Genomic DNA, 14933 nt, shown 5'->3' with positions numbered 1-14933 from the left:
GAACAGGGTCAGATACACACCCGACAGCAACAAGATGATGAAGCAGTACAGGGCGATCTCACCCAGTAGGAACGACCAATGCGTCGGGAAGACCTTGTTGATCGAACGCTTCACGAACGCCGCGGCCTGATACCGATCGTCCACCGCGTTCGCCTGCTCACCGATCATGCGACCTGCTCGAGTTGTCATAGCCGACACCCGCCGTTGCAGAGAGTGGGATGAGGTTCTACTACAAAAGGTAGCACCGGGACCGGTGGTGAGTCGACGGTTTCGCCTGCTCTGTCGCGTGTTCGCCGTCGCCGCCCTGTCAGCGTCTCTACCAGCGAGAACATTCGATCGGCTGTGCTGGAGCGCTATCGTCGGCGAATGAGCTCGCTGGCCCCGCAGGACGCGACCATGTACTGGCTGTCCGGTCGCGGCCGCAATGACCTGTTCCTGCTGTACTGCTTCGCCGAATCCCGCCGCAGCACCACCGAGCTACGTTCCTTCGTCGCCGTGCGCAGCCGGACGATCACCGATCTGCGGGTCCGGGTGACTGCGGATCCCACCGGCCGCGCCTACCCGGCCTGGGCCGACTGCGCCTTCAGTGACGATCAGTTCGTGGAACACCCGCTGCCCGACGCCGACTGGCCGCACCTGCTGGATGCCCTCGGCTACCTGCTGGACAGCAGCGTCGACGCGGCGTGGCGGCCGTGGCGATTACATGTCTTCCGCAATATCCGCAATGCGCCCACCCCTGATCCGGCGGTGACCGTCGCGGTGCTCCAGATATCGCATGCCCTCGCCGACGGCAAGCACGCGGCCGACCTGGCCCGGCAGCTGTTCGCCCCCGGCGCGGGTACAGAGCAGATCGTTCCGACGGTGGTGGCGGACCTGGGAACGAATGAGGCGCCGGACTTGGGGATAAATGAGATGTCAGACCTGGGGATGGGTGTGGACAGCTCGGCAGGTGCGGAACCGAGTTCGGCTATCGAAGAGCCGGGCCCGGCGAGAAAGACTCTCGGCGCGAGAACGACAGCAGATTCTGCGGACGGTGCAATGGTGGAGCAGGGACGCGTCGGCAGGTCGGGGCCTATCGCCGAGGGGGTGTGCAGGATCGGCCGAGGTGTCAGGGCGGCGGCCGATATGTGCCGCATTCTGTGGCGGGGTTGGAAGGCGTTTCGGGCGCAGCGAAAGCTGGCGGCATTGACCACGGCGGGGGAGGTGCCCGCGCCGGGGACGGGATATCCGCCGGGGCCGTTGAACGGGCCGGAACAAGTCGGCGGGCATGTGGTTCGGATGATCGTGTGCGGGGCCGAGGAGTTCCGCGTACCGGGGGTGAGCGTGTCGGTGGTGGCGCTGACAGCGGTGTCGATCGCATTGGAGCGGTATCTGAGTTCGCGGGGTGAACCGGTGGACCGGCTGGGAGCGCAGGTGCCCATGGCGCTGCCCGCCGCAGCCCATATCCGCAACAACTACCGAAGTCTCGGCGTCGACCTGTGCGCGGGGGAACCCGACCCGCGCCGCCGCGCCGCCGCCATCGCCGCCGATCTGGCTGCCCGCCGGACCCGCGCCCTGCACCCGCTGGCCGCCGCACAGGACGCGGTCACCGCCGCGCTGCCCGCCGCCATGCTGCGCCGCGATATCGACCGCTACCCGCTCCACACGATCCCGGATTCCATCGCCGGCCACACGGTCGTATCCAGCGTCGATCGCGGTCCCGCCGACCTCGTCTTCGGCGACGCCCCTGTCCGCTTCACCGGCGGTTTCCCGGCCCTGGGATCGGTCATGCACCTCACCCACGGCGTACACGGCCTCGGCAATACCATCACCGTCTCGGTACACGCCGACCCCGCCGCATTACCCGACCTGGACACCTACGTGGACCTACTGCGCACAACCCTGCAAGAGATAGCCACCACCCTGACCCCGCTGCCTGGCCCCGCAAAATAAGGGCGGTTGCGAAAGCGGCCACGCACACCTAGAGCGAATACTGGGGTATGGCCTTAATACGTATGTCGCAGTGCAGGCCGCACGGCCGGAGCAAAGGCGGTAGCAGGCAGACCGTACGCAGCCGTGTCTACGCGGGCACGCAGAAGAGCGCATGGCCAGAGCGATGCGGAGGTACGCAGACCTAGTCCGGAAGGATTCCGAGCTCGGCCCTGGTCTCAGAGATCAGCGCACGTTCGGCTGCTTTGACCTCGGTGAGCATGGCCGCTTTGTGTTCGCGAGCAGCCTGTACGTCTTCCGGAGCGTCCTCTTTCAGTTTCTTGCGTTGCAGTGCGACCGCAGACAGGAGCGCGTCGGAAAGGCTGTCGGCGAGCCTGCGCCACTGTTTGTAGTGGATATCGGAGGAAACGATACGCAGCACATTGGCCCGCTCCGATCCGTCCTCCAGATCCCTGATCAGATCGCCGATGAGTTCATCGGTCCATTCGGTGTCCCGCCGCAGCGCTTGATAGATCCGGCCCGACATCACCAGCGAATCGGCCACCACAGCAGCCACCTTGTCCTGACGCCACTGCTCATGCGCGCGACCTTCCCCCGCGGCGTGCACCGATTCCACCTGCCGCTGCGCTACGTCGATCTGGCGTCGCGCGGTGTCGGCGGTCTGCTGCTGCGCCGCCTCCAACGCCTGCTGACTCCGCGCATCCGCTGCCGATATCGCCTGCCGGTTGGTCCGATTGTTGACCAGCACGGCGACCACGGCCGCACCGGCGACGAGCAGCGAGCCGAGGAGCGGGAGCCACACCTGCCACCATGCAGGTGAACTCTGAACGATCTCGATGACCTGTGGTTCCACCCACAAATCATGGCATCGCCGACCGAACGGTTCGACCGCGGCTACGTTTGCCGTGGTGCGCGAGAATCTGCGTGAAAGCCATGCAGTAGAAGGCGATTCGTGCTATGTACGGACACTCGGCCAGGCCTGCACCAGCACGGTATCGATAAGCGACGAGCCCCTCGACCGGTAATCGGCCGAGGGGCTCGGTGGCGGAGGATAGGGGATTTGAACCCCTGAGGGCGTTAACCCAACCCGCGTTCCAGGCGAGCGCCATAGGCCACTAGGCGAATCCTCCGTGGTGCAGCATACCGGTTGAGCCCCGGCTGGCGCCAAACGGCCCGGTCGGAGGCGATCGAACGGGCCGTTCAGAGGTGCCGACGGGGTTATTTGCGCAGGCCGGACAGAACCTTGCGGACCTGCTGCATGGCGACCTGGTCGACGGTTTGCTTATCGATCCGCTTGGATGCGGTGATATTGATTTCCACCTTCACAGAGACATTGCTGTCGCGGACACCGATCGTGTAGTCGAAGCTGGTGAACGACGAGTACGGGCGCTCCTGCGCGGCGTAGTACGCCTCCTCACCGATACCGCTCACCGGGCCGGAGGAGTAGCCGGTGCCGGTGGTGCTGGTATCGGATTTCTTCCAGGTTTCGTACATGGGGGTGCCGTATTTGCTGTCGAAATCGGCGTCCATGTTCAGGTCGGCGTCGTCGCTGTCGCTTCCCTCGTTGCTCACCCGGCAGCGCAGCGATCCGCCGCCCCAGTCGCCGGTCGGTGTGTTCTCGGTGTGTGTGGTCTCCTTGTGCACCGCGGCCCATTGTCTGATGACAGTCGGGTCGACGAGATCGCAGGCGTTGTCGACCCCGTCCATGGTGTAGTTGCCTTCCCAGCTCTTCTCTTCGGCGCCTGCGCTGTCCGCGGTGCGGGTGATTGCGAAGATTCCGATGCCGACCGCCAGTACCACGATGAGCAGGGCGGCACCGCCGATGAGCAGCGGTGTGCTACTGCCTCGCTGCGGCCCGCCGGGCGGGAACTGCTGACCGTAGGCGGGCTGTGGGTGTTGCGGGGGCGGGAAATTCTGCTGCGGTGGTTGGCTCGCCTGCCATTGCTGTGGCTGCTGGGGCTGACTCGGGTACTGCGGCGTGCTCGGCGTGCTCGGGTACTGCGGGGCCGCGCCCTGCTGGCCGATATCGGACCGCAGCAGCGTCGGATCGCCACTGAACTGGGGTGCGGAGTTCTGATTGAGCAGCGTCTGGTCTGCGTTCGCCGGGCTTGGGCCCGAGCCCGCCGACGGCGTTTCCCACCACTGGGCGCCAGGGTTGTCTTTGTCCGGCGGATTCGCGTTCGTCATGAAGATGTTCCCCTCGTGTGGTGAGGGTGGGGTCCCCTCCGATGTCACAAGGATCGTAATCATCAGGACGCGCGGGCGCGGCCCCCATCGCTGGGGCATCCGCTGAGCCGCTACACTGGCCACTGGATCCCGCGCGGCGCGCATCCTGTGAACTCCCCCAGGGCCGGAAGGCAGCAAGGGTCAACGGGCTCTGCCGGGTGCGCGGGGTCCCCTTTTATTTCGCCTCCAATTCGCAGCAACAGCCGGGTAACGTGGACCAGGGGCCGGCGCGTTCGGTTCCGTCTCGACCATTTCCCCAAGCTGCTTGGAAAGGCTGTTCAGGATGCCCCGGCAAACGCAGATCGGTTTGATGAGCCCCGAGGAACTCGTGTCCGAGCACGAGCGCCAGACCGCGAACTACGGGAAGCTCCAAGCCGAGAAGCTCACCCTGGACTTGACCAGGGGTAAGCCTGCACCGGAACAGCTCGATCTGTCGTCGGCCCTGCTCGCGCTGCCCGGCCACGGCGATTTCCGCGACGGCAACGGCACCGACTGCCGTAACTACGGCGGCCTGCACGGCCTGCCCGAGCTGCGCGCCATCTTCGGGGAGCTGCTCGGTATCCCGGTGGCGAACCTGATCGCGGGCAACAACGCGAGCCTCGAGCTGATGCACGACATCATCAGCTTCGCCACGCTGTATGGCACGGTGGGTTCCACGCGCCGCTGGGCGGACGAGCCGACGGTGAAGTTCCTGTGCCCGAGCCCCGGCTACGACCGGCATTTCGCGATCACCGAAGCGCTGGGTTTCGAGATGATCCCGATCCCCATGCATCACGATGGCCCCGACACCCGGATGATCGCCGAGCTACTGGCCGACGACCCGCAGATCAAGGGTCTGTGGGCGGTGCCGAACTACTCCAATCCGACCGGCGTGGTGTTCTCCGAAGACGTGGTGCGGGAACTTGTTTCGATGCCCGCAGCGGCCCCCGACTTCCGCCTGTTCTGGGACAACGCCTACGCGGTACACCCGCTGACCGATACCGCCGCCCCCGTGCTGGATGTGCTCGGTATGGCCGCATCGGCCGGTAACCCCGACCGCCCCTTGGTTTTCGCCTCGACTTCGAAGATCACTTTCGCGGGCGCGGGCGTGAGTTTCTTCGGCGCCTCTACCGCCAACCTCGACTGGTATCTGAGCCACGCGGCGAAGAAGAGCATCGGCCCGGACAAGATCAACCAGTTGCGGCACCTGCGTTTCTTCACCGACGCCGCCGGGGTCCGGGCGCATATGCAGAAGCACCGCGCGATCCTCGAACCGAAGTTCGCGCTGGTGTTGAAAATCCTGGAGGAACGTCTCGGTGCCTCCAAAGTCGCGTCTTGGACCGAGCCCAAGGGCGGCTATTTCATCAGCCTCGATGTGCTGGAGGGTACCGCCACCAGGGTGATCGAACTGGCCAAGGAGGCCGGGATCGCGCTGACCGCGGCCGGTTCCGCGTTCCCGTACCGGAAAGATCCGGAGGACAAGAATATTCGTATCGCCCCCAGCTTCCCGGCGCTGAACGAGCTGGAGAAGGCAATGGACGGGCTCGCCACCTGTGTGCTGCTGGCCGCCACCGAGAAGTTGCTGCACAAGCAGGGCTGAACAGGCAGGACACGAGACGGATACCGCTCGCGACCCGGTGGTCGTGAGAACCCGGCGCACCGGCCGATGGGCGGGCGCCGGGTTCCTGCGGTACAGCACTGGTCAGGCGGGTTTGTGCGCCAGCACCGCGAACATGGTCACCGATAGGTGGATATCGCCACTGGTGGCGCCTGCGGCCAAATCGTGCAACAGCTGGTCGCGCTGCTCGGGAGTGATCACCCTGCGCGCCACTGCCATCGCGGAAATCCGACTGACCAGCGCGCCCGCGCCGACCGAGCGCTCCTGGACGAGTGCATGCGAGCCGATATCGTCGACCACCAGCCCCGCCCTGGTCAGCAACCCGGGCAGCCGACGGCCGGAGAACGGGTTCGTGGTCGCGGAGACGAAGGTGTCGATGACCTCGCGCACCACCCGGCGATCGCCCGGGTGCACGATCGCGGTACCCCAATCGGGGTCAACCACCACAGCACGCCCGCCGGGGCGCAGCACCCGTGCGATCTCGTTCGCGGCGCGGGCGGGCGCGGTGAGGTGCTGGAACACGCGCTCGCACAGCACAGCGTCGAAGGTGTCGGAGCCGAAGGGTACGCCGTAGGCGTCGCCGGAGTGGAACCTGGCTCGCGATCCCGCTGCGGTGGCATTGCGCTCGGCGGCGACCAGCAGATGCGGATCGGGCTCCACTCCGATCGCTGTTCCGGCCGGGCCGACCGTCTCGGCGAATGCGATCACCTCTGAGCCGGTGCCGGAGCCGATATCGGCGGCGCTTTCACCGGGGCGCAGGGCGAGCGCCTCGTGCGCCCAATCGCGCAGCCGGGAAAGCCCGGGCAGGGCGGCCTGCAGATCGCGCACATCGACCAGCTGATCCTGGCCTGCCGCGTCGAAACGGTCGGGGCGTAACCCGAAACTGTCCATGGGTCCGTGTCCATCCATCGGGGGTCTTGCGGATGTGGGTGTCGCCGTTTGGGGCATGCGCCGAGCCTACGCGGGGGCGTTGCTGCATGTGCGTCAGGACTGTGAGACTCGTCACTACTCACTGGTAACAAACCCGCTGGTGGTGGCAGTGCCGGGCCTTCGGGGACCGCTAGCGGTGAGCTGATGGAATGATCGGGTCACGTCTGGAACCCCGAGGAGCGCAACATGGCCGAGTTATGTCTGGCGCAGGATCCGGCAGCGGACGAACTGCTGTCGCAGAGTTCACTGGCGCTGCTGATCGGCATGCTGCTCGACCAGCAGTATCCGCTCGAGCACGCGTTCCGCGGGCCGAAGAAGATCGCCGACCGGATGGGTGGGCTGGATATCCACCGGATCGCCGCGGCCGACACCGCCGAATTCGAGGAACTGTGCGCCACCCCGCCCGCCATCCACCGCTACGGTCGGTCCATGGCGCGGCGCATTCAGGAATTGGCGCGCTTCGTGATCGAACACTACGACGGTGAGGTCGCGGCCATCTGGACCAGCGGCGACCCCGATGGCGCCGAAGTGCTGCGCCGTTTGAAAGCCCTCCCCGGCTACGGCGATCAGAAGGCCAGGATCTTCCTCGCGCTGCTCGGCAAACAGCTCGGAGTGCAGCCTGCGGGCTGGGAGACGGCCGCGGGGGCGTACGCCGAGCCCGGTTCCCGGCGTTCGGCAGCGGATATCGTCGACGCCGAAACCCTGCTCGAAGTCCGCGCTTTCAAAAAGCAGCAGAAGGCCGCCAAGAAGAGCTGAGCCCGAAGGTCGGGCGGGTATTCCAGCTGTCAGCGCTCGTCTCCGGCGAAGAACTGGTGAGCAAAGGCAAGCGATGTTAATTTATCCGTTATGTCTACCAGTCGCAGCACCACCCCGCGGGTCACGTACGTGACCGCCGCGTTGGGTCTGCGACTGCCGCTCACGCGGGAACTGTGTCGTCCTTGCTGCTGCGGTTGAACGGGTCGTCCGGCTCGTTCGCTGCCTCGTCGTCCTACGTCTAGGTATGTCCCGTCACGGGACTTCAGCAAGGAACAGCCGATATGTCTCTTCCCGTCACCACCCTGGAACGTTCCCTTTCGCGCGCCACGACCGGTCGTGCCCGCCCGCAGCGTCCCGTGATTCCGCCGCAGCTGCGCATCGCCGACAACCCCGCCGCGGCGGTGTTTCGCACCGCCACCGCGGGGCCGGTTTCCCGCGACGACGCTGCCCGGGCAACGGGTGCGAGCATCGCCACCGTCAACCGCCAGGTCTCCGCGCTGCTCGCTGCCGGTCTGCTGCGCGAACGCGCCGACCTCACCACCTCCGGGGCGGTGGGGCGGCCGCGGGTGCCGTTCGAGGTCGATCACGAGTCCTATCTGACCCTCGGCATCCATATCGGCGCTGCCTCCACCAAAATCGTTGCCGCGGATCTGCGCGGACGCATCCTCGGCGGGCTGGCCATCGCCACACCGCAGACCGGGCAGGAACCGGCGGTGACCACCATCGCGCGCAGCGCACGCGCGTTCCTGCAGCGCTGGCATCGGCGTAGGCCGCTATGGGCGGGCGCCGCAATCGGCGGGCGGGTCGACCCGCGCACCGGTGTGGTCGACCACCCGAAACTCGACTGGCAGGAAGCTCCGCTCGGCGCGGTACTCGGCGAAGTGCTGGAGCTGCCGGTATCGGTGGCTCCGCATGTGGAGGCGATGGCCGCGTCGGAACTGTTGCTGTCGTCCGTCATACCGCCCGACGCGGGCGGGCCCGTACCGCATGGCAGCACGCTGTACTTCTATGTCCGGGAAACCGCCGGTATCGCGGTGGCGCTGGACGGCCGAGTGCATACGCCGAGCAACGGCCCCGGTTCCATCGCACACCTGCCGACCGGTTCCGGTATCGAATGCCCGTGCGGACGGCGGGGTTGCTTGGAAGTAACGGTGAGCGACCGCTCGCTGCATGCGAGGGCTGTCGGCCGGGGCATCATTCCGGCGTACCACGGCAGCGCGGGCTCGACCATCGCCGATGTGTACCGGGCAGCCGTGGCCGGTTCCGAACCGGCGCGGGAACTGCTGGCCGAACGGGCCACCACGCTCGGGCAGACGGTTGCGTTGGTGCGGGATATGCTCAACCCCGACCGGGTGGTTCTCGGTGGTCAGGCGTTCACTGCTTACCGGCCGGGACTCGCCCATCTCGCGAAGGCGTTCAAGCAGGCCACCGTTTTGCCGCCCAACGATATCCGGGTCTCTGGTTTCGCGTCCAAGGTGCAGGAATTCGCCGCCGTGGTCACCTCGCTGAGTGCGATCTATGCCGATCCGCTCGCCTCGATCCGGCGCGTCAATGCCTGATCGGGCCGGATCGTATATCCACGCCCCACCTTCGACCTGGCGGGGCTTCGCCGGATCATCCCGCTGGGAACAGGGACTCGACCGCGGTGATGAAGTACGGGAAATGGGCGGCGAAACGGTGCAGGTTGCGGTCTTTGTCGAAGCCGCCGAACCAGTACAGGCCCGGTTGTTCGTCGGCGCTCGGGTCCAGATCACGGAAGGTGCGGATCCAGTTGTCGGCCCTGCCCCAGATCACCGTGTAAGGCAGTGCCCGGGAAAACACCAGTTCCTGGTCGGCGGGCGATATCCGGTCGCGGCGCACCTCTTCCATCCCGCGCTGTAGCGCACGCACCTGACCGGTCAGCACCCGGCCTTGCGCAGTGCGGACCGGGAGGAACCGCGGCAGCGCCAGCGACGCGGCCCCGGCGAGAGCGATCGCGACACCGACCAGCGCATGCCCGGAGGCCATCGCCAGCCACACCGTCGCGGCGACGCCGACGACCAGCAGTCCGGCACCCAGCCAGACGGGCAGGTTCCGGCGCACCGAATCCTGGAAAGCACCCCGCCGCACGGTATCGGCGAGCAGGGCGTCACGCAGTCCGGCTGCTGGCACCCGGCCCGAGCCGCGCAGCTCGCTGAGGGTGATCGCATCGGTGCCTGCGGGCAGCAGTGCCGCGTAGACGGCTTTTTCGTAGTCACGCAGCTGGCCGTCGGGTGCGTTCACCCGGGTGATACGCCAATCCGCATCGCCGATCGGGGCGATCCACAGATAGCGGCGCACCGCCAGATCGACCACGGTTGCGGCGATATCGGTGGGGTCGGCGTGCTCGTCCAGCAGCACGCCTGCCTCGCCGGGCAGCAGACCATCGGGAGAGGCGAACTGCGTCCTGCCGTCGGTATGCACCAGCGGGTCGATGCTGTCGGCGGGATTGTCGGCCTGCTGGCGTCGCGCCCACAGCACATAGGCGGCCAGCGCGGCCAGTGCTGCGAGCAGCACTCCGAATGCCACCAGCACAGGCGTTGTGATCGCGAACGCGGAACTGCCGGGCTCGCTGATATCGGCGTTCGCGGGCACCGTCCCCGGTGGAATCTGCAGGGTCAGATCGATCGCTTCGCCTTTGCTCAGATCGGTCTGTTCCAGGTAGAGCACACCATCCGGCTCGATCTGCACGTTCGCGCACGGCCGGTTCTTACCCGGCGCGCCGAGCGTGCACTCCACGATGCCCATTTCGAAACTGGGGCTGATCAGGCTGACGTCAACAGCCGCGATATCGGCGCCCAGCACCCCCATCCAGCGGAACACCTGGCTGCCCTGCGCCTCGCTGACGGTGTGCTGCACCGAATAGCGGAACGTCGATTCCCCTGGTCCGGCTTCGATGGTGAACAGGTCGTTGGCGACCGTCGCGGTGCCTGCGCCGCCTGCCTCGATATCGGTGACCTCGAAACGGCGTTCGGCGTTCTCGCCCACCCTGACCCGCAGCGGCAGCGACATCTGGAAACTGCCGTCCGGCGGCACCGTCACCTTCTGGTCGACCTCGAGCACACCCTCGCGGTTCAGTTTCAGATCGGCGGTGATGGTGACGCCGTCGGGCGCAGGTTGTGCGTGGGCTACCGGTGCGGCCGCGTGGATGGTCACCGCGATCAGGCCGACGATCGCGAGTAGCAGCGCGCGCACGGCGCCCCCCCGAAATGTGAGCATGGCTCGTTACTTTAAACAGCTTGCTATTCTGCGTCAGCGGCTGTTGGTGATCTAGAGGACATAGGGGGTACGGGGGAGTGACACGACCACCGTACGGATACGGTCCGAATGCGCCTGGCGGGCCTGCGGTTCCACCGGGGCCGCCCTACGGTCCGGCGGGGCGTCCCCGAGGTGGTTATCCGCCGCCACCCGTGTACGGCGCCCGCCCGCCCTACGGTCCGCCGCCGGGATATCCGCGGCCAGGCCCGGTGCCCGGTTATCGCCCGGCCGTCCCGCCGCCGATGCCGCCACCTGTTCCCTACGGTCGCAGGCAGGCACCGCCGCGCCGCTCCGGCGGTTCGACGTCGGTGCTGGTGTCGATCGTCGTGGTCGTCATGATCGCGGTCGGTGGGCTGGTGCGCGGCGCGATCGCTGACGGAACCCTGATCAGTGGCCCGCAGCCCGGCCATACCTACAGCACCGACAACACCGGTCCCGCTGCCACCGTAGACAACCCTCTGCTCACCGACCCCGATGCCACTCTGCTGCCCGCCACTTGCGATTACGCGCCGTGGGGCACCGATGTGGACACCGCGCGCAGGTTCTTCGACAGCGCCGAGCAGTGTCTGGAGGCCGCGTGGCAGCCGGTGCTGGAACGCGCCGGACTGCCGTTCGCGCCGCCGACGGTGCACGTTTCGGCGTCCACCTCCGGGATCAGCACCCCGTGCACCGGCACGACCAGCAACTTCGCCGCGTTCTACTGTCCGGCCAACCGGTCGATCTATATGCCGATCAGCCAGTTGCAGACCGATTTCTACAAGGACAACTGGGTGGTGTACCTGTCGGTGTTCGCGCATGAGTACGGCCACCACATCCAGAACATGTCCGGAATCCTGCGTAAGGCCAACAGCGAACGTGTCGACGTCGGTCCGCGCAGCACTCGCGGTTTGGAACTTTCGCGCCGGGTCGAATTGCAGGCCAACTGTTTCGACGGCATGTATCTGTCGTCCTCGTCGCAGGGCGGCTCGCTCACCTCCACGCAGATGAGTGTGGCCCGCCAGGACGCCGACAATCGTGGGGACCAGCGCGGGGATATGCGCGACCACGGCACGCCCGAAAACGGCGGCCGCTGGTTCGGTATCGGGGTCGAGCACAACCAGGCCGTGCAGTGCAACACCTTCATCGCTCCGGATGAGCAGGTGAGCTGACCGGGCGGAAACCGGTTCAGCGGGCGCGGGTTTCCCCGCGTTTCTGTGCGCGTAGCTCGATCAGCCACGTGCTGATCTCGTCCGGGCCCGCATCCGGTCCGATCAGTTCGGTGACCACATGTCCGGCGCAGGCGGCGTCGAGGACGCGCGCCGCGGCAGTCATCGGGTCACCCCAGGGCACAAAGGGTTTGGCCAGCAGCAGTGAGGCGATACCGTGCGCGGCCGCCCACAGATCGAGCACGATGGGGGTCGGGTCGCCGGGATCGATCAGGCCCGCCGCCATTGCCTCCTGCACGGTGCCCGCGAACAGTTGGAACGCGCCGCTGGTGAGGACCAGGTCGACTTCTCCTTCGGTCTGCGTCGGCGCGGTGGCCAGCCGGTACTGCTCGGGGTGGTCCAGCGCGAACCGGATATAGGCCAGGCCGAGATCACGCATCCGGATCGTCGGCGGGTCGGCCGGATCGATGGCGGCGCGCATCGCGGAGTCGAGGTCGGCGAAGACCTGGGCGACCACCGCATCGATCAGTTCGTCTTTATCGGCGAAATGCCGGTAGATCGAGGGGGCGCTCACCCCGACCAGCTTGCCGACGGCGCGGATGGAGACCGCGTCGGCGTTACCGGTTCTGGTCAGCAGTTCCGCGGCGGCAGCGAGTATCTCGTTGCGGAGCCGGGCACCGGAACCGCGGGGTGAGCGTGGTCGTGGGGAACTGCTCATCGACGTCCCGCGAATTCACCCGCTCGCGGCGCTGGTTCGTCGGACTCCCGCAGTTCGATCTTGGCGTGCAGGCGGGCGAGCGGTTTCGGCGCCCACCAGTTCCACGGACCGAGCAGCCGCATCAACGCGGGTGCGAGCAACGCGCGGATGATCGTCGCATCGGCCAGCACGGTCAAGGTCAGGCCGAGGCCCATGAGCTGGATGAACGAAATTTTCGATGTGGTCATTGCACCGATCACGATAGCCATCAGCACCGCGGCGGCGGTGAAGATGCGCCCGGTTCTGGCGACCCCGATGGCGACGGCTTCGGTGTTGTCGACGCGAGCTGTACGGGCCTGTTCGGCTTCTGCACCGGTGCGACCGGCCCGACGACGCAACCATTCCTCCCGGATACGCGAGAGCAGGAACACCTCATAGTCCATGGACAACCCGAAGGCCACACAGAACATCAGGATCGGCATGGTCGGCACGAGGTAGCCGACGGGTGTGAAGCCGATCAGGTCCGCGAAATGCCCCTCCTGGAAGATCCATACCATCGCGCCGAATGCCGCGGTCAGCGACAGGGTGTTGAGCACCAACGCCTTGATCGGCAGCGCGATACTCCCGGTGAACAGGAACAGCACCACGAAGGTGGCCAGCACGATGAGCAGCCCGGCCAGCGGCAGCCGTGCGCCGAGCGATTCGAGCGAATCGGCGTTGATCGCAGCCGCCCCGCCGAACAGGGCCTGCCCCGGCGCGGGCACATCACGCAGTTGCTGCAGCTGATCGAGACCGGCCGGCGAGAACGGGTCCACCGTGCTGGCGACGGTCAGGTAGGCGCCGGTGTCGTTGGACATAACGAGCGGCGTTGGTGCCAACCGGTTACCGGATACGTAGACACCCGCGCTCGACAGCACCGCAGGCACACCGTCGACCTCGGACAACCGCGCCGCATAGTCGCCGATGGCCTGCTGGTTGTGGAAGTCGTCCAGCACGATCGTCGTCCCCGCCCCGTTGGCCTGCGGGAATTCGGCGCGCAGGATATCGCCGACCTGGCGGCTGTTGGCGCTATCGGGCATCACCCGATCGTCGGGGTAGCCGAATTCGACCCGGAGGAACGGTGAGCCGAGGGCGAGCAGCAGCGCGATGATGACGACAGCGACCGGCACCGCGTAGCGCATCACCTGTTTGATGGTCCGATACCACAGGGTTTGTTCCGGGATCATCGGCCCGGTTGGCGCAGGCTCCTTGCCGAACAGTTTGCGAATGGGTGCCCGCAGGTCGAGTGCGTTGACCCGATGCCCGAGCAGTACCAGCGCGGCAGGCAGGAGCACGATCGCCGCAGCCGCAGCGCCGATCACCACCGCGACCCCGGCGTAGGCGAACGACCTCAGGAAATACAGGTTGAATACCGCCAGCGCCGACAGCGACAGGGCGACCGTCAGCGCGGAGTACAGCACCGTGCGGCCCGCGGTCTGCACCGATCGGATGGTGGCGGCGACCGGGTCCAGTCCGTTGGCCAGTTCCTCGCGGTACCGGCTGACGATGAACAGGCTGTAGTCGATCGCCAGCGCCAGACCCATCGCGGTGGTCAGGTTCATCGCGTAGATCGACACATCGGTGAACAGGGTGAACACCCGCAGGATCGCCAGCGTTGCCACGATCGCGAACAGTCCGACTATCAGCGGCAGCGAGGCGGCAATCAGACTGCCGAACACCAGCACCAGCACGATCAGCGTCAGTGGGAGCGCGACCGCTTCGGCCAGTGCCAGGTCGTGGGTGATCTGCTCGTTGACGTCGTGATAGGAGGCTGCGAGACCGCCCTGGCGCACGGTGACACCGTCGTGTTCGCCGGTCAGCTGCTCGGTGAGCTCGCCGGCGACCTGCTGCGCCCGGTCCTCGCCGCCGGTCAGGTAGACCATGATCATCGCGTGCCTGCCGTCGGTGCTGCGCAGCGTTGCCGCTACCTGCGGCGGCGACGTCCAGTAGGACTTGATGCCGACGGTGTCGTCACGGGCTTGTAACGTGTCGACGATTTTTTGCCCGCGCGCCCGGGCGCCGGGGCTGTCCACCCCGTTTTCGGCGGTGACCAGCAGCACGTAGTTGGGTTCGGCGCCGTCGAAGTTCTCCGCAAGCAGGCGGCTGACCTGCGAGGATTCGGCTTCCTCTGCGACGAATCCGCCGGATTTCAAATGTGCCGCCGCGGTGGCGCCGACAACACCGCACACGAGGGCTAGGGCGAACGCCGCGGCCAGGATGGTGCGCGGAAAGCGGGTGGACAGCTGTGCGATTCGGATCAGCATCGACAAGCCCCTCTATAAGTTACGGTCGTTAGCGTAACGCCGTTAACCCAGAGGGGAGAGGAGAGATGAGTCAC

Annotated in this window: 11 protein-coding genes, 1 tRNA gene, 1 other RNA gene and 1 pseudogene; 6 read left to right on the top strand and 8 right to left on the bottom strand. The window is 66.6% G+C overall.

Annotated elements, in window-relative coordinates; genetic code table 11:
• Positions 1–189 (bottom strand): annotated as a pseudogene (locus tag B0T44_RS22680) (cytochrome bc1 complex cytochrome b subunit); the annotation flags it as partial.
• Between the two features lie 177 nt (positions 190–366).
• Between B0T44_RS22680 and B0T44_RS22675 the strand changes: the two are divergent.
• Complete coding sequence (locus B0T44_RS22675) at positions 367–1932, top strand: WS/DGAT domain-containing protein (protein WP_077118841.1); 1566 nt, start codon at positions 367–369, stop codon at positions 1930–1932.
• A 181-nt stretch (positions 1933–2113) separates the two neighbouring features.
• Here the strand turns inward: B0T44_RS22675 and B0T44_RS22670 are convergent, their stop codons facing one another.
• From B0T44_RS22670 to B0T44_RS22660, 3 genes are all read right to left on the bottom strand, one after another.
• Positions 2114–2782 (bottom strand): hypothetical protein, encoded by a 669-nt coding sequence (locus tag B0T44_RS22670; RefSeq protein WP_077118839.1) that lies wholly within the window; start codon positions 2780–2782, stop codon positions 2114–2116.
• A gap of 189 nt (positions 2783–2971) precedes the next feature.
• Positions 2972–3059: transfer RNA gene (locus tag B0T44_RS22665), tRNA-Ser, on the bottom strand.
• A gap of 88 nt (positions 3060–3147) precedes the next feature.
• Complete coding sequence (locus B0T44_RS22660; protein ID WP_077118837.1) at positions 3148–4116, bottom strand: hypothetical protein; 969 nt, start codon at positions 4114–4116, stop codon at positions 3148–3150.
• A gap of 121 nt (positions 4117–4237) precedes the next feature.
• Here B0T44_RS22660 and ffs point away from each other — a divergent pair.
• Both ffs and B0T44_RS22650 read left to right on the top strand, forming a co-directional pair.
• Positions 4238–4332, top strand: an RNA gene (ffs, locus tag B0T44_RS22655) — signal recognition particle sRNA small type.
• Between the two features lie 106 nt (positions 4333–4438).
• Positions 4439–5734 carry an aspartate aminotransferase type Ic gene (locus tag B0T44_RS22650; RefSeq protein ID WP_077118835.1) on the top strand — a complete coding sequence of 432 codons (1296 nt, stop codon included), beginning with the start codon at positions 4439–4441 and terminating at the stop codon, positions 5732–5734.
• Between the two features lie 102 nt (positions 5735–5836).
• Here the strand turns inward: B0T44_RS22650 and B0T44_RS22645 are convergent, their stop codons facing one another.
• On the bottom strand, positions 5837–6643 hold the full coding sequence (locus B0T44_RS22645; protein ID WP_077118833.1) for a methyltransferase domain-containing protein: 807 nt from the start codon (positions 6641–6643) through the stop codon (positions 5837–5839).
• A 225-nt stretch (positions 6644–6868) separates the two neighbouring features.
• Here B0T44_RS22645 and B0T44_RS22640 point away from each other — a divergent pair, with 225 nt between their 5' ends.
• Positions 6869–7438 carry an HhH-GPD-type base excision DNA repair protein gene (locus B0T44_RS22640; protein ID WP_077118831.1) on the top strand — a complete coding sequence of 190 codons (570 nt, stop codon included), beginning with the start codon at positions 6869–6871 and terminating at the stop codon, positions 7436–7438.
• Positions 7439–7719: 281 nt separating this feature from the next.
• Positions 7720–8997: an ROK family transcriptional regulator gene (locus B0T44_RS22635; protein WP_077118829.1), complete on the top strand. Its 1278-nt coding sequence runs from the start codon at positions 7720–7722 to the stop codon at positions 8995–8997.
• A gap of 55 nt (positions 8998–9052) precedes the next feature.
• On the opposite strand, the gene B0T44_RS22630 is transcribed toward B0T44_RS22635, so the two are convergent.
• Positions 9053–10675, bottom strand: coding sequence for a DUF2207 family protein (locus B0T44_RS22630; protein ID WP_077118827.1), 1623 nt, complete (start codon positions 10673–10675; stop codon positions 9053–9055).
• Between the two features lie 77 nt (positions 10676–10752).
• On the opposite strand from B0T44_RS22630, the gene B0T44_RS22625 reads away from it, so the two are divergent.
• Positions 10753–11862 (top strand): neutral zinc metallopeptidase, encoded by a 1110-nt coding sequence (locus B0T44_RS22625; protein WP_245839364.1) that lies wholly within the window; start codon positions 10753–10755, stop codon positions 11860–11862.
• Positions 11863–11878: 16 nt separating this feature from the next.
• Here the strand turns inward: B0T44_RS22625 and B0T44_RS22620 are convergent, their stop codons facing one another.
• Positions 11879–12577 carry a TetR/AcrR family transcriptional regulator gene (locus B0T44_RS22620; protein WP_077118821.1) on the bottom strand — a complete coding sequence of 233 codons (699 nt, stop codon included), beginning with the start codon at positions 12575–12577 and terminating at the stop codon, positions 11879–11881.
• A complete protein-coding gene (locus B0T44_RS22615; protein ID WP_077118818.1) occupies positions 12574–14859 on the bottom strand; it encodes an MMPL family transporter in 2286 nt (761 codons plus the stop codon). Before B0T44_RS22615 ends, B0T44_RS22620 begins: the two co-directional genes overlap by 4 nt.
• Between the last annotated feature and the right edge of the window lie 74 nt (positions 14860–14933).

It is taken from the genome of Nocardia donostiensis (genome assembly GCF_002081715.1).
Classification (GTDB): Bacteria; Actinomycetota; Actinomycetes; order Mycobacteriales; family Mycobacteriaceae; genus Nocardia; species Nocardia donostiensis.
Note: the sequence above shows the minus strand (reverse complement) of the source record. Positions and strands in the feature narration are given on the sequence as shown.